This window comes from Desulfitobacterium hafniense DCB-2 (assembly GCF_000021925.1).
In the GTDB taxonomy this organism is placed as follows: domain Bacteria; phylum Bacillota; class Desulfitobacteriia; order Desulfitobacteriales; family Desulfitobacteriaceae; genus Desulfitobacterium; species Desulfitobacterium hafniense.
Genome location: NC_011830.1, coordinates 4,694,700 through 4,715,188, shown reverse-complemented (window position 1 = coordinate 4,715,188; position 20,489 = coordinate 4,694,700). Strand labels below are relative to the sequence as shown.

21 protein-coding genes are annotated in these 20,489 nt (G+C 48.4%); 14 read left to right on the top strand and 7 right to left on the bottom strand.

All coding sequences use genetic code 11. The features are described from left to right. Positions 1–140 precede the first annotated feature (140 nt). The gene (locus DHAF_RS22225; RefSeq protein ID WP_080518295.1) at positions 141–782 is read right to left on the bottom strand and encodes a DUF3102 domain-containing protein; all 642 of its coding nucleotides are present in this window, start codon (positions 780–782) and stop codon (positions 141–143) included. Next, positions 775–1,659, bottom strand: coding sequence for a DUF3102 domain-containing protein (locus DHAF_RS22220; RefSeq protein WP_041272020.1), 885 nt, complete (start codon positions 1,657–1,659; stop codon positions 775–777). The genes DHAF_RS22225 and DHAF_RS22220 overlap by 8 nt, the downstream gene beginning before the upstream one ends. A gap of 156 nt (positions 1,660–1,815) precedes the next feature. Here DHAF_RS22220 and DHAF_RS22215 point away from each other — a divergent pair, with 156 nt between their 5' ends. The 3 genes from DHAF_RS22215 (at position 1,816) to DHAF_RS22205 (ending at position 5,441) form a co-directional block, all read left to right on the top strand. Then, positions 1,816–2,175 (top strand): hypothetical protein, encoded by a 360-nt coding sequence (locus tag DHAF_RS22215; protein ID WP_015945222.1) that lies wholly within the window; start codon positions 1,816–1,818, stop codon positions 2,173–2,175. A gap of 182 nt (positions 2,176–2,357) precedes the next feature. Then, a complete protein-coding gene (gene pabB, locus DHAF_RS22210) occupies positions 2,358–4,523 on the top strand; it encodes an aminodeoxychorismate synthase component I (RefSeq protein ID WP_015945221.1) in 2,166 nt (721 codons plus the stop codon). A gap of 102 nt (positions 4,524–4,625) precedes the next feature. Then, positions 4,626–5,441: an aminotransferase class IV gene (locus tag DHAF_RS22205; protein WP_015945220.1), complete on the top strand. Its 816-nt coding sequence runs from the start codon at positions 4,626–4,628 to the stop codon at positions 5,439–5,441. A gap of 68 nt (positions 5,442–5,509) precedes the next feature. On the opposite strand, the gene DHAF_RS22200 is transcribed toward DHAF_RS22205, so the two are convergent. Continuing rightward, positions 5,510–5,881 (bottom strand): helix-turn-helix domain-containing protein, encoded by a 372-nt coding sequence (locus DHAF_RS22200; RefSeq protein ID WP_011460970.1) that lies wholly within the window; start codon positions 5,879–5,881, stop codon positions 5,510–5,512. 150 nt (positions 5,882–6,031) lie between these two features. Between DHAF_RS22200 and DHAF_RS22195 the strand changes: the two genes are divergently transcribed. The 3 genes from DHAF_RS22195 (at position 6,032) to DHAF_RS22185 (ending at position 8,145) form a co-directional block, all read left to right on the top strand. Next, on the top strand, positions 6,032–6,265 hold the full coding sequence (locus DHAF_RS22195; RefSeq protein ID WP_015945219.1) for a helix-turn-helix domain-containing protein: 234 nt from the start codon (positions 6,032–6,034) through the stop codon (positions 6,263–6,265). 93 nt (positions 6,266–6,358) lie between these two features. Continuing rightward, positions 6,359–7,651: an HD domain-containing protein gene (locus DHAF_RS22190; protein WP_005816995.1), complete on the top strand. Its 1,293-nt coding sequence runs from the start codon at positions 6,359–6,361 to the stop codon at positions 7,649–7,651. Between the two features lie 14 nt (positions 7,652–7,665). After that, the gene (locus DHAF_RS22185; protein WP_005816992.1) at positions 7,666–8,145 is read left to right on the top strand and encodes a YwgA family protein; all 480 of its coding nucleotides are present in this window, start codon (positions 7,666–7,668) and stop codon (positions 8,143–8,145) included. A gap of 116 nt (positions 8,146–8,261) precedes the next feature. Here DHAF_RS22185 and DHAF_RS22180 read toward each other — a convergent pair whose 3' ends face one another. From DHAF_RS22180 to DHAF_RS22165, 4 genes are all read right to left on the bottom strand, one after another. After that, entirely contained in the window at positions 8,262–9,773 is a 1,512-nt protein-coding gene (locus DHAF_RS22180; RefSeq protein ID WP_015945218.1) for a VanW family protein, read from the bottom strand. 174 nt (positions 9,774–9,947) lie between these two features. Next, positions 9,948–10,511 carry a bactofilin family protein gene (locus DHAF_RS22175; RefSeq protein WP_015945217.1) on the bottom strand — a complete coding sequence of 188 codons (564 nt, stop codon included), beginning with the start codon at positions 10,509–10,511 and terminating at the stop codon, positions 9,948–9,950. Between the two features lie 4 nt (positions 10,512–10,515). Further along, positions 10,516–11,442: a M23 family metallopeptidase gene (locus DHAF_RS22170; protein ID WP_015945216.1), complete on the bottom strand. Its 927-nt coding sequence runs from the start codon at positions 11,440–11,442 to the stop codon at positions 10,516–10,518. Between the two features lie 30 nt (positions 11,443–11,472). After that, positions 11,473–11,817, bottom strand: a complete 345-nt coding sequence (locus tag DHAF_RS22165) for a LapA family protein (protein ID WP_015945215.1) — start codon at positions 11,815–11,817, stop codon at positions 11,473–11,475. Between the two features lie 338 nt (positions 11,818–12,155). On the opposite strand from DHAF_RS22165, the gene DHAF_RS22160 reads away from it, so the two are divergent. The 8 genes from DHAF_RS22160 to DHAF_RS22125 all read left to right on the top strand — a co-directional run bounded on the left by DHAF_RS22160 (position 12,156) and on the right by DHAF_RS22125 (position 20,440). Continuing rightward, the gene (locus DHAF_RS22160) at positions 12,156–13,214 is read left to right on the top strand and encodes a SpoIIE family protein phosphatase (protein WP_005816985.1); all 1,059 of its coding nucleotides are present in this window, start codon (positions 12,156–12,158) and stop codon (positions 13,212–13,214) included. Positions 13,215–13,267: 53 nt separating this feature from the next. Beyond that, positions 13,268–13,717, top strand: coding sequence for an ATP-binding protein (locus tag DHAF_RS22155; protein WP_015945213.1), 450 nt, complete (start codon positions 13,268–13,270; stop codon positions 13,715–13,717). Between the two features lie 19 nt (positions 13,718–13,736). After that, entirely contained in the window at positions 13,737–14,039 is a 303-nt protein-coding gene (locus DHAF_RS22150) for an STAS domain-containing protein (RefSeq protein WP_015945212.1), read from the top strand. 31 nt (positions 14,040–14,070) lie between these two features. Further along, positions 14,071–15,996, top strand: coding sequence for a methyl-accepting chemotaxis protein (locus DHAF_RS22145; protein WP_015945211.1), 1,926 nt, complete (start codon positions 14,071–14,073; stop codon positions 15,994–15,996). 259 nt (positions 15,997–16,255) lie between these two features. Continuing rightward, the gene (locus tag DHAF_RS22140) at positions 16,256–16,432 is read left to right on the top strand and encodes an aspartyl-phosphate phosphatase Spo0E family protein (RefSeq protein WP_005816981.1); all 177 of its coding nucleotides are present in this window, start codon (positions 16,256–16,258) and stop codon (positions 16,430–16,432) included. 91 nt (positions 16,433–16,523) lie between these two features. Further along, on the top strand, positions 16,524–17,411 hold the full coding sequence (locus DHAF_RS22135) for a D-amino acid aminotransferase (protein ID WP_015945210.1): 888 nt from the start codon (positions 16,524–16,526) through the stop codon (positions 17,409–17,411). 93 nt (positions 17,412–17,504) lie between these two features. Further along, positions 17,505–18,710 (top strand): A/G-specific adenine glycosylase, encoded by a 1,206-nt coding sequence (mutY, locus tag DHAF_RS22130; protein ID WP_011460958.1) that lies wholly within the window; start codon positions 17,505–17,507, stop codon positions 18,708–18,710. 65 nt (positions 18,711–18,775) lie between these two features. Further along, a complete protein-coding gene (locus DHAF_RS22125) occupies positions 18,776–20,440 on the top strand; it encodes a S41 family peptidase (RefSeq protein ID WP_015945209.1) in 1,665 nt (554 codons plus the stop codon). Positions 20,441–20,489 lie beyond the last annotated feature (49 nt).

Genomic DNA, 20,489 nt, shown 5'->3' with positions numbered 1-20,489 from the left:
AATCGGATTCGTGTCCGATTTGGGATAGGCAAACTAAGGGGGGCTGGAGCCTGGCTTTTCACCAGAGAATATTTGAATGATTACGCCTTCCATGCAATACACGATGGATTTCATGTCGTCCTGGGCAATTTGCAGTACCTTTATCTTATACGTGTTATTCCCTTCGTATTGGTGCCGGCCACAGGGGGCTGGTCTTTGAGCCGTTCCATCATATATGAAGCCAGCTGGCCGGCGTCCTGGCTGCATTTTTCCTTAGTCTGAGGGTCAAGCCTGGCGAGTTGATCCAGAGTGGTCAGCAGCTCCTGGAAGGCGTCGGCGATGGTTTGGCAGCAGGCGGTGCATTTTTCCTCATAGTTCGTGACGAGGGAGGGTGCGGGCGCTCTCTGTTCCTTTACAGCCTGACTCAATTGCCGGGTGGTCATAGAGCCAAGATCATGCTGCGCGATAAATGCTTCCCGCTCTTCCTCCGGAAGGCCAAGGAGCAGGACCGCCTTAGTGTAGGTTAAATTCCCAAGCGCTTGGGAATTTGGATCGTCATCTGCCAGGGAGAGAAGTTTAGGTCCATACGCTTTATATAGGTTCATTAGGTTTGCCGCCGTGCTCTTGGAAAAACTGACCGATTCCTTGAGCCATTTCAGCCATTCCCCATGGTTGAGCAATTCCTTGGCTTCTTTCAGGAGGCGGCCCACCTCAATGGCGTTTTTCAGCAGCATTTTTCCGGACTCCCGGTTAATGGCATTGATTTCAGTCCTTTCCTTTGTGGCTCTACTTTCTCTATTCATAGGTGGGATGGGTTCGGACCCCTTTCATGTTGGTAGTGACAACAGGGGGCCATTCTTTGAGCCGTTCCACCATATATGAAGCCAGCTGGCCGGCGTTCTGGCTGCATTTCTCCTTAGTCTGAGGGTCAAGTCTGGCGAGCTGCAGCAGAGCGATCAGCAGCTCTTGGAAGGCGTCAGCGATGGTTTGGCAGCAGGCGGTGCATTTTTCCTCATAATTCGTGACAAAGGAGGTTTCGGTTGCGAGTGTAGGTGCAGGTGCAGATGCAGATTTGTGTTTAGTACTGTTTTCCCGCTGGGGCTTGACGGTTCTGGTAACATATTGGATTTGGATATCTCCCGAATTTGGGGGTGTGGGCCGGACTGGGGATTCAGTTTGGAGCTCAGACTGGGGTTCTACCTGAGATTCAGCCTGAGACTGAGGCTGTTCTTTGACCGGAGTAGGTGCTCTCTGTTCTTTGACGGTCTGACTCAATTGCCGGGTGGTCATAGAGTCAAGATCATTCTGCGCGACAAATTCTTCCCGCTCTTCCTCGGGTAGGCCAAGAAGCAGGACCGCCTGAGTGTAGGTTAAATTCCCAAGCGCTTGGGAATTTAAGTCGTCGTCTGATAGGGAGAGAAGTTTAGGTCCATATTCTTTATATAGGTTCATCAGGTTTTCAGCCGTGCTCTTGGAATAATTGACAGTTTCCTTGAGCCATTTCAGCCATTCGCCATGATTGAGCAACTCCTTGGCCTCTTTGAGGCGGCGGCCCACCTCGATGGCGTTCTTCAGCAACATTTTTCTGGATTCTCGGTTAATGGCGTTGATTTCCGCCGCGATGACAAAAGGTGTGCGTTCAGTGCTTGAAGCATTCATGAGTCGGCCCGTCCTTTCCATTGTGAATCTACTTATAAAATATGCGGACGGGGTGGGACTGGTGAAAATGATATGCCTTTTAAAGCAGAATAAATCATGGTATACTTTTAATAGAAAGCGAATCAGCAGGAAATTTGTGTGTTGCAGGCCTGTAAAGGCGAAAAGGAGGAAAACCGGATGTCAGACGAGGATTTTAAGTCCTTTGTAAGGAAGGAACTAAGCGACATCAGACGGGATATGGCTCAGATGCAGCAAATGACGGCAGACTTGATTCGGATTGTCGGCAATACCAACGGGATGCTGGAAGAAGTTCAGCAAGATGTCAATGTGATGAAGCAGGACATCGGTGTGATGAAACGAGATATTGATGTGATGAAGCAGGACATCGATGTAATGAAGCAGGACATTAATGGGATCAAGCAAGATCAGAAGAGAATGAGCGATACCCAAGAGGAGCAGGGGAGAGTTTTGGAAATGCTGTCCTACCGTTCCTTAGCTCATGATGCCGATATCAGAGATTTGCGCAGGGTAAGGTAGATACTTAAATCCATAAGCTGCTTATTAAAAAGGGCAATTTGGACTCAACTTCCAAATTGTCCTTTCGTTCATTAAGAATCCTGTTTCACTAAGAGGAGATTGGCTGAAGTGTATAGAATATTCAGGCTTAGGAAATTTGTCGATTTGACGTAAAATGCAGAAGCGAAGGGAGTCTAGCAACGTTGATCTTTATACTGGATAATTTTGATTCCTTCACCTTTAACCTGTATCAATACTTCGGGGAATTGGGAGAAGAGGTTGTGGCACTGCGCCGTGATCAGTGCACTATTGATGCAATTGAAGAGCTTAAGCCTGAGCTGATCGTTATTTCCCCCGGACCCTGTGCACCCCGGGATACCCAGTTCACTTTGACGGTGATTGATTACTTTAAGGGCAAGGTTCCCATTCTGGGAGTCTGTCTCGGGCATCAGGCTATCGGTGAGATTTTGGGGGGAGAGGTCATTCGGGCCAAGGCGCCGGTTCATGGCAAAGTGTCTGAGATTCATCATGACGGCCAAGGCGTGTTTTTCCAGCTGCCCAATCCCCTGACGGTCACCCGTTATCATTCCCTTGCTTTAAGGCGGGAGAGTTTGCCTGAGGAACTCCTGATTACCGCAGAGACAGCTGATGGTGAGATTATGGGGATTCGCCACCGGGAGCTGCCCCTGGAAGGGGTTCAATTCCATCCGGAAGCCATTCTGACGGAAAAGGGGCATGACCTGCTGGGAAACGCGGTCAAGAATGCTCGGACATGGTGGCAGGCCCAGGGTCAAAGTGGGCACAATTCGCCATGGGTGATTCAAGAGCTGGCTATAGACCTTCAGCCGATTGAGTTGCTGGAGGCCTTTAAGGAAAGTGAGTACCCTTTTTTCCTGGATAGCGGGAGGAACTATGGGGGGTTGGGGCGGTATTCCTTTATGGGAGCTTTTCCTTTCCTGCAAGCCAGTGCCTGCAGGGATGGGGTAGAGGTGAAGCGCTTCGCTGGGGAAGAGGAAGGGAGCAAGGAAGACTTAAGCTCCCTTATCGGGCAGGAATGGCTGGCCTATCCTGAAGGAGAATCCCTAAAGATTCTGGATGATTTAGTGGAGCGTTATCGTGTCCCCAATCCCACGGAATTCCCCTTTGTGGGGGGAGCGGTGGGCTTTTGGACCTATGATTTGAAAGATGAGTTAGAGAAGATGCCTCAAAGCGGGATCAATGATCTGGACCTGCCCTTGTGGCGGTTTAGTTGGTATGACGGGATAGTGGTTTATGATCACGAGAACCGCCGCTATACCTTGCTGGCTTGTGGTATGACAGAGTCCGGAGAATGCCGGAGAGCCCTGGCCCAGGCAAGGGTAGAGCGGCTTGTCGGGGTATTGGAGGGATTCCTTGAGGGGCGTGGCGGAAAGGGAGACCATCCAGGGACGGCAGCAGCTTACCAAAGGCAGATAGGAGCCCGGATAGGAACCCAGCAAGAACGTTCGGGAACTTACCAAGGGCATGATGAAAGCCAAGATATGGAGCAGCCTCAGGAGCGGGTTCATTATACGGTGAGTAAGGAGCAGTATCTGCTGGATCTGCAGCGGGTTATCGACTACATCTATGCCGGAGATATTTATCAGGCCAACCTGACCCAGCGTTTCCAGTTTCCTTATACCAAGGAGCCTATGGCATTATATAAAGCCCTTCATGCCCATAACCCTGCTCCCTTTGCGGCCTTTTTGCCCTATGAAGACTTCCAGATTCTCAGCAGTTCCCCGGAACGCTTTGTACAGATCAGCGCCCAAGGTGAGATAGAGACCCGCCCTATTAAAGGAACCCGTCCCCGGGGCAAGACTCCGGAAGAGGATGAGGCTTATGCCAGGGAGCTCACAGAGAGCACGAAGGATCGGGCGGAACTGACCATGATCATCGATCTCCAGCGCAATGATTTGGGGAGGATCTGCCGCTATGGTTCGGTAAGGGTCACGGACTTGATTCGCCTGGAGCAATACCCTACCGTATGGCATTTGGTATCCACCATTGTCGGCAAGCTGAAGCCGGAACTAAAAACCAGTGAGATTCTGAAAGCCATCTTTCCCGGAGGTTCCATCACCGGGGCGCCGAAGATCCGGGCCATGGAGATCATCGAAGAGCTGGAGCCTTATAAGCGGGGGCTTTACACAGGAAGCATCGGTTATATGGGCTTTGACGGAGCCTGGGATACCAATATTGTGATCCGGACCATTCTCTTGAAAGATGGCCAGGCTTATTTCAATGGGGGCGGAGGAATTGTGGCTGACTCTGTTCCCGAAGAAGAATACCAGGAAGCCCTGCAGAAGGTGAAGGCTTTGCTCAGGGTATTATCTTATCCGAGTATTGGATAGTAGAGCCGGTGGATAAGACGGTTTTACGGTGGATTTGCGACAAGTGTTTGAGGGTATATAAATCTTAGTGGAGATGTAAAAGGGGAAAGGGAGGATTCGGATTTGCTGGATAAAAATGACCGGCTGGTGCTCTTTGGCTATGGAATTTTTGAAACCCTAAAAGTCAATGGCCTGCATATTGAAGTTCCCCGGTTGCATTACCGGCGCATGTCCAAGGGAGCGGAACAGCTGGGTATTCCTATGCCAAGTTATGAGGTTTGGAGAGAAGCGTTGGAGCAAAATGTGCAAAGGGAGGCCTCCGCTGCCCGCAGAGAGGGCACGGCCTTTGCCCTAAGGGTGACCTTAAGCGGGGGAGCGGGGCAGGAAGTACCCCCCCAGTGGCTTTATCATAGCCGTCCTATCCCCTATACGGAAAAGGACTATCAAGAAGGGATACCGATAGCCATCTTAAGTTGTCCTCGCAATGAGTATTCCCCTCTGGTACAGATTAAGAGCACCAACACTATGGAGAATATCCTGGCTAAGCAAGAAGCTGAGGAAAAAGGGGCCAGAGAAGGACTTTGGCTCAACACCAAGGGCTACTTAGTGGAAGGGACCCTGAGCAATTTATTTTTCGTCAGGAATGGCATTCTTTACACCCCTTCTTTGCCATGCGGTTGTTTGCCGGGAACTCGCCGCCAAATTGTTCTGGAGTGTGCGCAAAAGCTTGGCATTCCATGGGTGGAGGGGGAGTTTTCCCTGGCATTCCTGGAAGACGCCGAAGAAGTCTTTTTGACCAACGCTTTAATGGGGATTCTGCCGGTGAGTCGGGTGGATGGGCGAAGGATTGAGGTAGCAGATGCTGCGGAAAGGTCTCTGCGGCTGCGCATTAATGAGTTCTATCATAATTACATTACCAGCTGCGCCGGTTCTCAATAATTCCGGCAACTGTCAGGATACTAGAAAACCTCACGCTTTTTATAAACGTGAGGTTTTGGCTTATGGACTTATTTCTTTATTCGTGCGATAACATCAATCAGGCTGCCCAGCAATTCAGGAGTCAATCCTGCCTCTTCAGCTTTCTGAAGAGTGGGCAGGTAGGCTGAATAATGTTCTTTAAGGTAAAGGGGGGATTTCTTGTCATTTTGTTTATACGCTATGGCAGGTGGTGTGCCTGGCTCTTCTATTAATAGTGAAGCCACGGAGACATTCAGTGCTTTGGCTAATCGGTATACTGTATCTATGCTGGTAGATTGGCGCTTGCCGGATTCAAGCTGGCTGATAAGACTGCGGGCGACGCCGGATATCTGGGACAACTCGGCGGCGCTTAGTTTCTTGTCTTTGCGTATTTTTCTGAGTTGTTTTCCTAGTTCAAGCACGAGATACCCCTCTCCATTTTGCGATGATTAGACATATCAATGATACGCTTCATTCTTGCTGAGGGTTCAATTTCCTTTAATTATTTACAAGATTAAGCGTTGTGTGCTATACTATTCGCAATATTATACATCATGAAGGGGATAGCACAGATGGAGAGGGATAATAATTTGCGCGAATGGCGTTTAGCCAATGGTATGACATTGAAAGAGCTGGCCAGGAGGACCGGTCTTGATTATAGGTACCTGAGTCAACTGGAAAAGGGATTGCGTAAGGGGACCCCCAACACCTGGATTAAAATCTCGAAAGAACTGCAGGTGCCTGCTAAAACCTTCTTTCCTGATGAGCTTAAGGAAGCCGGAGCGAAGTATTCATGCTTTGGGTAAATATATTGCTTAATTTCTATATATGGCATGAAGGATTTTAGTCAAACTTATAGAATATAGTGATGAGAACAAACGTATGTTTGGGGGATTCTTATGAAGACGTTTAGAGACCCTGTGCATAATATTGTTTCTATTGATAAGCAAAGTGAAAAGGTTTTGCTCGATTTAATCGATACTAGGGAATTTCAAAGACTTAGACACACCAGGCAGCTAGGGCTCTCCTCATTTACATACCCAGGTGCTGAACATACGAGATTTATACACTCATTGGGAGTGGTTCATTTAACAAAGCGGTTTATAGATAAGATCTCTACTTTAAAAAATATTGATCAAAAATATATTGATGAGCTGCATGATAATCGTATGCTTGCACTAGTTACTGCGTTACTGCATGATATCGGACATGGCCCATTTTCCCATGCTCTCGAAAAGACGACAAAAATTAAGCATGAATCTTGGACGATTGAAATAATAACTGGAGATACAGAAGTTAAAAAAATTTTGGAATATCACAGGTCGGGTTTTTCTCATGAAGTAGCGGAGGTTATTCGCAGAACGCATAAATCGAAAGCAATAGTAAAGCTACTATCCAGCCAACTCGATACGGATAGAATAGATTATCTTATCAGGGATTCTAAATTTACTGGGGCAGGATACGGTGCCTTTGATTTAGAATGGCTGATTAATTGCTTAAGAATTGGTGAGGTAAATGGGGACACGGAATTTGGGTTGGATCTGAATAAAGGGCTTAGTATCGCTGAAGATTTTGTTATGGCCAGATACTACATGTATGTTAATGTTTATTTCCATCGAGCTACAAGAAGTGCAGAGCTTATCATGGATAAGATTTTTCAAAGAGCGATCGAGTTGAATAACCTAGGAAAGATCGATTTACCTGAAGATCTTGCTGAGATTATTATTAAAAGCTCAACAAGTAAAACATTAACGAACTATTTGAACCTCTCTGAAAACACGATATGGCATTATATAGTTTTATGGTCAAAACATGAGGATAACATTATGTCTGATTTATGCACCAGGTTATTAAATAGAAAACTATTTAAAGAAATTCAGATAGAAGGTAATTTGATAGACTTTACGGAAAAAGTAATCAATAGCCTTAAAGAGCATGGACTACCCAGAGAATATTATTTATTAACGGATGAAGCCACGAGTAGTTCTTATAAAGATCACTATATAACCCAAAAACCAAAGTCTGAAGGTAGCGAAAACGAAAAAGAAGCATCAGAACAAATCTTTTTATTTGATAAAAGCGGAAATGGGATAGAATTATCCAATAAGTCAAAAATTATCAATCAGATAAGAAATGAAGGTATTAAAATAGATAGGATGTTTATACCTGAACAGATCAGAAGATTATTTTAAGGGAGGAACCAGTTATGTTTCTGGGAGCAAACTATCTGTTAGAGATTTTTTCAAAAGGAGAAATCAAGGGTAGGAAGAAATTACAAAAAATCGTATATCTATTAGAACATAAGGGTATGGATGCGCCATATAGATACAGTTATCATCGTTACGGACCATATTCAGCTCAGTTGCAAGAAGAGATTGAGTTTTTGGTGCAACATGATTTTATTGAAGAAGTCACCAAGAATGGAACCTATGAATATAAAATAACCGATGAAGGAGAAAGATTCAGAAAGCAAATCGGTCAAAAAAATGTCTCTATAAACAATGAGCTTTTGGCTAAACTTAATGAGGAGAGCTCTCAATTCCTAGAAATGCTAAGCACGTATATATTCTTGTTGGACTCAGGGTATGAGCAGAATGCTGCCAGAATTAAAGCAGCTGAACTTAAGCCACATCTAAAGGATTTAATTCCTAAGGTCTGTGAATATTATAGCGACAAATTGAATTAGAATAATAAGTTGAAACTTAGAGTGAGCAAAAAGAATAAGATTAAAAAAGAATCCGACCATTCAGGTAGCGGATTCTTTTCTTTTAACTCTCTTAAAATTACAGGCTTTATACTCTATTACCCTTCATCCCCTGGGGCTTCTGTTCCGGGTTCACCCTCAGTCTCAGAGGCTCCGGCACCTGAATTGGTGCTTTCCGGTTCAGTGGGGTCAGGTTCGGCAGGTGTTTCCGGTTCCTGAGGAGTTTCCGGTGCCGGTTGCTCAGGCTTGGGGTCCGGCTTGGGTTTAGCAGGGGGTTCCGGTCCCTTGACGATGATCTTGTTGGAGGGGATATAGGAGCTTCTGCCCAGGCTCTGGGTTTCCACGACCTGCCCGTTGACCTTGATGGTACGGGTGGCAGTAGCTATATAGCCATTTTGGCCGTTTTGTTTAACGATCTGGGTTCCGGGGGCCAGAGTCGGGTCATGGATGATTTCGGTTTCAAAGGGAATCACCTTCTCCACTTGATTGGTGATGACGATTTCCTGTCCTGAAGTTTTTTTTCCGTAGAACTCAATGGTTACGGAGCCGTTGCTGATTTTGGAGCGGAGGAGGAGATAGCCGCCGGTAGTGTTGCGCATCTTCAGGTCGATGGCCCCATAGACCACGGTAGCGTCCTGGCCAAGGGGGACATAGGCTACAGCCAGACCATGATTCGTCCGCTCTTCGATCTTCAGATTGGCTAAAAGTCCGGTATTATAGAGGGTACTGGAGACTTGGCAGATTCCGCCGCCCAGGCCGGGAACAAATTCACCGTTGACCACGATGAGAGCGTCCTGGTAGCCTTTATCGCCGGTCCGTTCGCCAACGATTCCATTAAAGGATATGATTTCTCCAGGCTCAATCAGGGTTCCGTCCAAGGCCTCGGCAGCGAGACGAACATTGGCCGTACGCTCGAGATTGGCGGCATCAAACCAAGTGGTATGGCTGGCAATCAATCCGTCAATTTTCTTGGTCTCCAGATCCGCCGCTCGGAGCGCTGGCGCTACTTCCTGAAGCTCGACTTTAAGCGGTGCAGGATCTTGGAAAGGCTCCAGCTCTTTGATCTGGTTCACCAGGGCATCTGCCTGGACAGCCTGCCCCGGTTGATCGGGCTGGATTTCCATAAGATTATTGGCGCCGATTTTAAAAGTGGCGTCCACAGGTTCTTTATTCAATAGACCAAGGCTTTCGGCGAGGGTTTCGGCGAGCCGTTGTTCATCCCAAGTCAGTCCCAGCTCAAAACGGGCATCCTGGGCAGTGGCTGCTTTTTGGGTTCTGGCGAAAAGGGAGGCCTTGCGGCCAATCTTATAGGCTTCATTGAGCGGGGTCTCCAAATCCACTTGAGGATTCAGAGCGGCCAGGGGAAGAGTAATGACCTCTCCGCCCGCCTGAAACTCCAGAGGCTGGGCTAACCAGTTTTCAAGGGTTTGATTGATTTTTTCCTGGGCCTGCTCTTTGGTCAGGCTGCCCACGTCGATCCCGGAGATGGTGATTCCTTCACTGAGAAGGTGGTCATCTTTGGCGTAGAGCATAAAGTTAATGCCCAGAGTGATGGCCAGGGTGAGGCTGATAAACAGCAGGGCTAATCCTACATATTTTTTGGTTTTCAAGTCTTTTCCCCCAAATTAGTCATCTGTCATACGTACTTATAATAATTCCACGCAAAAAAGAAATTTCCTCTATACAAGTAATGCTTGGATTGCCTATTTTTGTAATGGCCTGCAAGAAATTTTGCTGGTAAAAGAGGAGTGTCACCACTGAAGCAGTCGGTGACACTCATTTGATTATCTGCGCCGGGATTTTGTCCTTCCATAAGCGACATTTCTGCTTGCGGTCGGGTTATCTGAGTCGGTTTGTTCTTCCTCAAGGGGATCCAAAGGCTTCAAAATATCCTCCATGTCAGCCTCTGCTTCGGCTTCTTTGCCATGGTTTGCTGCTGCCGGGATTTCTTCTGAAGGCCGCGCCGGCTGCTTCGCATCCTCCAAGAGGCGGCTTGTTCCAATAAACTGGGCTCCCTGGTCGATCTTAAGTTGCTTGCTGAAGATACTCCCTTTCATACGGGCAGTGGAACATAGTTCCAAGGACTCCTGAGCGACGATATCTCCCCGGACCTCCCCCGAGATGCTGATGGCACCGGCCTGTATATTGGCGTCGATGACAGCGCTGGGCCCAATGATCAGGTCCCCGTTCAGGGCAATCTGTCCTTGGATTTTTCCGTCGATACGGGCACTGCCTTTTAAGGTAAGCTTGCCGTTAAATTCGGCATCAGCAGCGATATAGGTTGTCTCACCTGAATTAGCGGAAAAAGTACTGGAAGTGCGTTTCTGACTTTCTGGTTTACCCCACATGCTCTCATTGCTCCTTTGTAAAATCAGTAAATTGCAGAGGATCAACAGTCTTGCCATTGACCCTGGCTCCATAATGAAGATGGGAACCGGTGCTGCGACCGGAGTTGCCGCTATAGGCGATGAGGTCGCCTTTTTCTACTTTATCCCCCACTTTGGCCAGCAGGCGGGAATTATGGCCGTAGATGGTTTCGATGCCATTGCCATGATCGATTTCGATTAAATAACCGTAAACCCGATCATAACCGGAGACAGAGACGACTCCGGCTGCTGTGGCATAGACCTCAGTGCCATAATCACAGGGAAAGTCCACACCGTTATGAAACTCCTTGGAATATCCGCCAAAAGGGTTGCGGCGGTAACCGAACTCCGAAGCCACGGTGAGCGGTATCTTTAAAGGGGCTAGGCTGGGAGTGTGCTCAATTTCCTCCTGATATGCCAAGGCCAGGTTGTAGTAGTCCTGAAGAAGGTTTAATTCATGGGAGATTTGTTCCGGATCGCTGATAACGGCCTGAGAAGCAAAAGGCGCTGCTTCCCCCCGGCTTAGGCCTGCAGACGCTGTCGACTTCGTTCCGGTAGTGGAAAAGGAAGGGGTCGCACTGGGATCCAAATTCAGGATGGACATCAGTTTGAGTTCTAACTCCTGGATTTGGGAAATATCTTGAGTTACCTGGAGAGATTCTTCCTTAAGGCGGGCGATCTCCTGGTCCTTGACCTCATTTTCCTGCTCTAGCTGTACCATAGCGGCCAGCTGGGCCTGCTGAGATCCTACGGTATGTGAAAGGTAGAGAGTATAGGAAAATAAACTGATCACAAGCAGACCCAATGAACACAAGCCGGTGATGACGAGGCGCCTGCCCTTAAGGGTCACCTGAAATTGCCGGGTGGGGCCATGATCCGGAGGTATCATTAAAAAGGTATATTTGTTCTTCACGAATCCAGACTCCTTTTTCTTTTATCCTGGTCAGCCAGGAGGAAGAGCGGTGTCTTCCTTGTCGGCAGGGTTAGTTTCCGTGGGGACCATATCCTTTGGCACCAGATCTTTGGGCACGGCATGATCCTGTGGTTCGCTTTTGGCTTTGATTTCCGCTTTAGCCTGGGCTCTGACTGTTCCTTTTAAGCGGAATTCCCGCCAGATAGCCATGAAAAAGACGATAAGAGCTCCGGCTAAAGCCGCTCCTAAGATGATTAATACTAAAGGAACCTCGGCCACATACCAAAAGAAGTTTATGGCCACGGGGGCGGCGTTCTGTACGGCAAAAATGGCGACGAATAAAGCAACCAGCAGGGTGAATATCAAGAAGATCATCTAAGCACCCCTTTCTTTAATCTTATTCAGCATTCTGAAAAATTAAGAGAGACCATCCTTCATTTTCGACCTTATCCTTGGGGAATCCTGCCACAAGACGAAAAACCTGCAAAATTTTCTTGGCCTCCGCTTAGTTTAGACAAAAACTAACCTTAAAATTATTTGCAAATTATTTCCCGTGTTTAAACTGAAGCGTGCAGGAATAACTATAAATTAGCGAGAAGATATAAGGTTAATAAGTGTGCTATAAAGGCGAAGAAGTATCGTACTGTGAGGAATTTATAGTGAAAGAGGAGAAGAATCGAAGGTCTTTGTCCTGGAATTGGCCCTTGAATGTGATGGACTATGATCAATCCACCCAGCATATTTTTGCTCAGGTCTTTGAGTTTGCTCAGGAGGGTATCTGCATCACCAATGCCCAAGGGGATATTATCTACGTCAATCCCGCTTTTACGAAAACCACAGGCTTCACCCTGGAGGAGGCTCTCGGGAAAAATCCGCGGATACTCAAATCCGGGCGGCATTCCTATGGGTTTTATACACAGATGTGGAGGGATTTGACTAAGAAAGGCCAATGGCAAGGAGAGATTTGGAATAAGCGCAAAAATGGGGAGATCTACCCGGAATGGCTGAACATTCATGCGGTTCGCGATGAGAAAGCCGTACTCACCCATTATGTCTCTATTTTTCGGGATATGACTGACGAAATGCTGATTCTTAAAGAGGTTCAATTAGCGGGGCAGATTCAGAAAAATATTTTAAGGTCCGATTTCTCCGATGAACATCTCAAGATGAGGAGCATCTATCTCCCTTACCACCATTTGAGCGGGGATTATTACGATTATCGCTGGGATGAGAAGAACCGGGTCCTGAAAGGGTTCCTCTTTGATGTCATGGGTCATGGGGTGGCGGCAGCGCTGCAGGTGACCGCATTAAGAGTTCTTTTTCGTCAGGTGGTAGGACGCAAAATCCCCCTGGCGGAAAAGGTGGAATGGGTGAACCATGAGGCGAAAAGCATTCTCCCCGAGGATAGTTTTGCCGCGGCGATCTTTTTCGATATCGACATCGGTCAAGGCAAGTTCAGCTATGTCATGGCCGGAATCAATCATTTGCTGTACTATTCGTCGGAAAGAGGACAACCGGGTATCAGGGTCTTAAGCCAACCGGGCCTCTTCCTGGGGATTTCAGAGCACGCGGAGTTTGAAGAGCATGAGTGTTCCCTTAAAGCCGGGGATGGGATGATTTTCCTCACGGACGGATTTTATGATTTGGTTCAAGAGAAAGAATGCCCGCTTCAGGTCATGACCATAGAAAGCACTATGCATTGGCTGGATTCCTTATCCACAGGCAACGAACTGAACGATGATGCCACTGCGTTAGGATTTATCTGCTGCTAGCCGCCGGTAGTTGCAGCAAAGGAGCGTAATGAGAGAAAAGGTGGGTGGGGGATATGCGGCAAAAGCTTATGCGTAAGACCTTTCATTCAGCGCAGGAGTATCGCCATGAGCGGGAACAATTGCACCAATGTCTGCAAAAGGCTTTAGGGAATAGGGGTGGGGGGACAACCTTATCTGAGAATGAAGTAACGATGCTGGAAGTTGCCCTGAATGAGGCGGTAAACAATGGATTTAAGTACGCCCAGGGCAAGGTCTCTGCCCCCGCAGTAACGCTGAGTATATATGTGCTTCACTCCAAGTTTCTGGTCATTCGGGTCAAGGACAATGGGAGCGGATTCCGGGCAGATCAAGTGATGGCTAAGGTCTCGGCCTTGGAGGAAGACGAGGAAGAATGGGAGTGGGGAGAGTCCGGCCGGGGGATATACATCATGGAAGCGGTTATGGATGAAGTCCGTTATAATGCCAAGGGCAACTCTGTGGTTCTTTTAAAAACATTAGCTTAAATAATAGGGAGGAAAAATCATGTCAATAGATATTCGGGTGGACAGGCAAGAGGTTTTTGTGGAATTGGAAGGTAAGATCTATGTGGAAGATGCTGCCGTCATGAGAGAAAGGCTGCTCCCTCTGATCGAACAAGGGAAGTCTCATTTTGTTTTTGATACGCATAAATTAAACTATATCGATAGTTCAGGGCTGGGTGTGCTGGTAGCCATTCATAAGCGCGCTATTGAGCGGGGGGGCGGAATTATTGTTCAAGGACTCCAGGGCGCGGTTAAGGAGCTTTTTCAATTAACCCGTCTCAACAAGGTATTTGAGATACGATAGGGGATATTCTGCCCTGGGATGAGGTGAGAGCATGAAAATTGGGGTCCGGTTTCGCGTTTTGGGAGCATTTATTGGCATTATCTCCATCTTTGTCATAGCCATTGTGATCACCAATTATCTGCAGATTAAGATCAATGACGAAGTGGACGATATCTTTGGCCATACGGCCTTGATGACCTCAGCACAAGCCATGAAGACTGAGGTTAGCAGTGCCCGGAATGAGGGTGAATTCACAGCTGCCAAGACATGGCTTGAGGGGATGAGAGAGAATGAGCACTTGTCTGCCGAGGATCGGCAGGATTTAGATAAAATCGAAACGATGTTGCTTGCCTATGAGGGGGCTCCCCTGCTCCAGGCTTTGGATGCTTTGATCGAGAGACAAACAGAGGTTTTAGCCGTTAATGAAGCATTGATTCATAAGGATATTAACAGGATGACCTGGGTGAGCTGGGGCGGCACTCTGGTTGCGGTTCTGGCGGCTTTGTTCATGGCCTATCTGTTGACACGCTATATTTTGCGGTCCATCAGCGAACTGCAGGAAACCATGAGCAAGGCCGGGTTAGGGGATTTGACGGTTTCGGCCCCTGTCCATTCCAGTGATGAATTCGGGGATTTGAGTGCCGCCTTTAATGTGATGATGACCCGTCTGTCCGATGTGGTGAAGAATGTCCGGGAACTGACGGAGAACCTGGCGGCGGCCTCTGAGGAGCTGGCTGCCACCAGCGAAGAAGCAACGGTGGCCGTGGCTGAGGTCAGTGAAAGCATGCAGAATGTAGCCAACGAGTCCGATCTGGGGGCAAAGTCCATCGTGGAAGCCTCACAGGTACTTTTAGAGCTTTCCTCCCTGACCCAAATCGCCAAGACCCAAAGCCAGTCGGCGGCGGTAAACTCCCAGCAGACCATGGAGACGGCTGACCAAGGTAAAAGCACGGTGGATGATGCCATTAACCGGATGCATACTATTCACGCCAAGACGTCAGAGACAGAAGAATTAATGCAGCAGCTCAGTGAACTCTCCAAGCAGATCGATTCCATTACAGTGACCATTACCGGGTTGGCGGATCAGACCAATCTGCTGGCTTTAAATGCAGCCATCGAGGCCGCCCGGGCCGGGGAGTCCGGCCGTGGATTTGCTGTAGTGGCGGAAGAGGTCCGGAAACTTGCCGAGCAGTCCACTCAAGGAGCAAAAGATGTGGCAGGTCTGGTCCAAAAAGTTCTGCTCGGAGTGGAGGATGTGGTTCAGGCTACCAAGTTAACCCGCCAAGAGGTGGAACATGGGGTTCAGATCATGAACCAAGCCGGCAGTGCCCTGAATAATATCTATGGCGCCGTCAAAAAGACCGCTGAAGACGTTCACTCCAGTGTGGAAGTCACCGATTCAGAGGTAGCCAGTTCAGAAAAAATCGTGACCTTGATTAATTCGGTGGCAACGGTGATTGAGAATACATCCTCTCATGCTCAACAAGTGGCGGCATCTTCTGAAGAGATCAATGCCTCCCTGGAGACGGTGGCCACAACGATTCAGGGTACCGCTTATATGGCTCAGGATCTGAATCAGAAGGTGGAGCATTTTAAGCTGGCCGATTCAAACCTGACTACGGTGGAGATCCTGGAGAAAGCTAAAACCGATCATTTGCTGTGGAAATCCCGGATTGTCAACATGCTTAAAGGCCTTGAGGAAGTGGCACCGGAAGAAGTGACCTCACACCAGCATTGCCGATTAGGAAAATGGTATTTCCGGGAAGACAACACCCTCAAAGGCTATCCGGAATTTAAGGCGTTGGATGAACCCCATCATCAAGTTCATAAAATGGCCCAGGAAGCGGCCAGGGCCTACCATGAAGGGGATGTTAAGCTGGCCCAGGCCTGCTTGAAGAGGCTGGATAAGCACTCCAACAAGGTCATTAAATGCATCAATGGCCTGATCGAAAAAGAAAAAGCCAAAGAAAAGCAATAAGGCTGGGCAATGAGACAAGGGGACAGGAACCTTGTCTCATTTTGATGAAAAACGTCGGCTAAACCTCGACATTATTTTCGATATTTTTTTAAATATTTAGTTTAGAATAATTTTCAGAACTTGCGGCTTTGTTTCTGGAAAATTTGTCAATGCCAGTGTGACTAAAATAACTCTCGTAATATGCATTGCATCAACATTCGTGTTTCTGCTGTCTTGTAAACTGAAGCTGTTACCATCGAAGAGAAAGTGGTTGAATGCTATGGAACATGTCGATTTGCTTGAGGAAATTGAAGAGCTCAGATGTCAACTTTATACCTTATCCTGTGATAAGGATCTGGCGGACCCTGAGGTGGTCCGGATGAGCCAGGAATTGGACAGCCTATTAAATTTATATTACCGGACCTGCCTTTCACGAGACTATCGGAAAGTTGGCTGAAGGGCTGGGTTACTCACCCCAAAGCAGCGTGTGCTTTGGGGGTTTTTGTGTTATTATTTTTATTAAAACAAGGAAGCAGAGAGGATGAAGTATGTTGGATTATACAGGGATTGCTTGGGTTAATGGTGAATTTTCCAGCTTGCAGGAGGCCCGGGTTCCTTTTTTGGATCGAGGATATTTCTTTGGCGACGGAGTCTATGAGGCGGTCAAAGTCCGGGATGGTAAGCTCTTTGCTTTGCCGGAGCATCTGGAACGTTTCGAAAGAAGCATGAAGGAGATTCGTATCACCCCGCCTAAGACCACTGGGGAGCTGACAGCCCTTGTCTTAGAGTGTGTGGAAAAAGCCGGCCTCCCCAATGCCATGGTATATCTGCAGGTTACCCGGGGGGTTGGACCCAGGATGCATGCTTTCCTGCCGGAAGGCGAGCCGATGGTCACTTTATTTGTGGCCCCCATGACCTCTGTGGAAGAAAAAGTGCGTAAGGCAGGGGTAAGCTGCATTACAGTGCCTGATGAACGATGGGCTCATCCTCATATTAAGACCCTTAATCTTCTGCCCAATGTATTGGCCAAGCAAGCTGCGGTAGAGCAGGGTGCCTATGAGGCGATTTTAGTGCTGGGTACAGAACCTGGTGGGGGGCTGATTACGGAAGCCTCCAGCAGCAATGTGGCTGCAGTCATCCGGGGAAAGGTTGTGACCCCGCCTCTTAATGGACGAATCCTGCCTGGTGTAAGCCGGGCGATCATGCTGGAGACCGCCCGTGAAGCCGGAATCGAAGTGGAGGAGCGGGAGATTACCCTTGAGGAGCTGCGCAGTGCAGAAGAGATTATTCTTACCAGTACGGGGTGCGAGGTCTTAGGCGTAGGAAGGCTGGATGATGTGACAGTGGGAGAAGGGGGAGCCGGCCCTATGACTGAGAGACTGTATGAGATTTTTATGGCAGGATGGGAGAAAAGGCTGACAAGTGTAAAATCTTGAGGGTTGTTTTTTCATCAAACAATGGATAGACTGGGTCCCGGGGGTTAATCCTCGGGATTTCTCTTTAAAGTCGACAAAAGAAGAGGGGATAGAGTGGGTATAATAAACTCTTCAAAATTAGTGCAATGGTTTAATCAGGTCAAGAGGGATTTGCCTTGGCGCAGGACAAAAGATCCCTATGCAATTTGGGTATCTGAAGTGATGCTTCAGCAGACTCAGGTGGTTACCGCTATTCCGTATTATCTGCGGTTTATGGGACGGTTCCCCACCCTCTCTCACCTTGCGGAGGCGGAGCAGGAAGAAGTGCTGGAGTTATGGCGGGGATTAGGGTATTATTCCCGGGCCAGACGCTTGTGGGAGGGGGCCCGCTACGTGGTGGAGACGGCGGAGGGAAGGATGCCGAAGGATTATCAGTCCCTCCTTCATATTAAGGGTGTCGGTGAATATACTGCGGCAGCCATTGCCAGCATTGCTTATGAAGAACAGGTTCCGGTCATGGATGGGAATGTGAAACGGGTGCTGAGCCGCATTCTCCGTTGGGAAGAGGATGTGGAGAAAGCCCGGTCAAGACGCTTTTTTCTTGAATACCTTGGGGAAGTGATACCCGGAGATTGTCCGGGGGATTTTAATCAAGGGATGATGGAGTTGGGGGCAACGGTATGTACTCCGAAGCATCCCCGCTGTGAGCAATGTCCCCTCCAAGCGGACTGTGAGGGCTTTGCCCTGGGTGATCCCCAAGTGTACCCTGTGAAAAAAAGCAAAGAGAAACCTGGGTCAGCTTGGCGGCCTACCTTGATCCTGCTGCACCAGGGGCAGGTACTCCTGAAGAAAAGGCCCTCCACAGGGCTTTTGGCTGATTTGTGGGAGTTCCCCGGAGAAGAGATGATGGTACCCCCATGGGAGAACTATAGAGGGGGCAAGGAATTCTCCGCAGAGGCCGTGAAGGTTGCGGAGAGAGTTGGCGAAGAGACAAGCCGGTACAGATACAATTTAGATTTTGCCTGGTATGAGCTGTATAAGAATCAGATAGGGGATGCCGCTTGTGATGAGGCTGTGCAGGAACTGCTGAGCCGCCGGCCCAGCCGGCAGGGTCCTTTAGTTCATACATTTAGTCATCGGCGCTGGCAAATCTATTGGCTGGTCCTCAATCTCGATGAGGTGATGGATAAGACGGTACGGGTCAGGGAGAATGAGGATTCCCTGAAGGGGGATGGCCTATGTTGGCTAGATGTTAAGGAATTGGACAAAATCGCCTTACCCGTGGCCTTTCAAAAAGTTTGGGCAAAAGTAACAATCTGACCTCTTAACCGACAGGATTCACAGAAGGCACGTCGAATTCTAGTTGAGATAAGGGGGATAAAGTGATGACCAAATTCAGTATGTTTTGCAGCAAGTTGATTAAAGCCAACACAAAAGCGGGAAGAATCCTTACGGCTTCCGCTTTGGCCTTGATCTTAACCGTATCCGCTCCGGCTGCGGCTTTAGGGAGTCCGGTAGACGATGTGCGATCCTTATTGGAGAGCCAATATGTGGATCCAGTGGATCCCTGGGTGCTCAGCGCTTCCAGTGTTGAGGAAATGCTTAAGCGATTGGACGATCCTCACACTGTCTTTTTTACGCAAAAAGAGTACCAGAATTTCCTTAATTCCATGGACTTAAGTTTTTCCGGGATTGGAGTATATATTGAACTGGAGCCGCGGGGCTTAGAGATTGTCGGTATCATCCCGGGTTCACCGGCTGAGGAGGCCAAACTCAAAACAGGGGATATTATTGCTCAAGTCGGCGGCCAAAGCCTGGCGGGGCTTTCTCAAGATGCGGCGACCACTCTGATCAAGGGCCCCGAAGGGACCACTATAGATATCGTGGTCCTGCGGGGAGAAGAGCGCCTCAGCTTAAAGGTGGCCCGGAGAGCGGTGGAAGTTCCTACCGTGAGCGGGGAAATGCTCAATGAAGATATCGGCTATGTGGCCATAGAGTCTTTTGGGGAGACCACTGAAGAACTATTCGAGCAAGTGATTAAGGAGTTGGACAAACAAGGGGCCGATGCCTGGGTCATGGATCTGCGCAATAATCCGGGCGGATATTTGGACTCAGCCTTAAGCCTGGCAGGATATTTCATTGGTGAACAGACAGCCTTGCAAACGAAAGACCGCTCACAGAAGTTTGAGCCTTACCAGGCAGAAAAGCAGGAATTTATAATTGCTGAGCCGGTGATATTCTTAACCAATGAAAACAGTGCCAGTGCTTCAGAGATCCTGACGGCAGTGGTTAAGGACTACCAAAAGGCAGTGGTGGTAGGAACCAATACTTATGGCAAGGGCTCTGTCCAGAGCTTATGGCAGCTCACCGACGGGGATGTTCTGAAGATTACAGTGGCTAAGTTCTATTCTCCTTATGGAAAAGAGATCAATGGGGTAGGGATTTCTCCCGATGTGGAGATTCTGGAAAATGATCCCCTGGAGATGGCTGTATTGATGTTGGCAGGATCTATTCAAGGGAATGATGATGGACAGGAAGTCGCGGACCTTGTTCAGTTCACCGCCGGGGGTAAGGATTGGAACATTTCCCTTGAGGAAGCGAGGAATCCTGAATACTGGTCGGCTTATCGGGAACTTATTCAAAACAACTCCTTCCCCGGAGGATTTTCCTGGCGACATAACTCAGACTGGGCAGCGATTTCCCAGAGTGAACAAGATGCCTTATGGCCTTTATTCTATCCGGGCTATCATGGAATGAAAGAGCTTAAAGATCTTGCCGTTGATAAGACCTTTACAGTGCGGTTTACAGCTCCCATCGATTTTAAGAGTGTGACCGAGAATTCTTTCGAACTGATTGAGAGTGAGAGCGGCAAGCGCATGCCTGTGACCTTTGAGCAAGTGGATGAACGTTCAGTTAAAGTGATTCCGCAAGGCCTTCTCGAACCGGAGAAAACCTACTGGCTCCTTACCCATCAAGGAATTGCCGCTAAGGATGGCTCTATCCTGAAAGAAGGAGCGCTGACCGTCGGGACCACCGGGGCAGGTCATTAGGTTTCGGGCAGCGGCTTATTGATAGGTGTGTTAACGCAAGGGAGTGAGC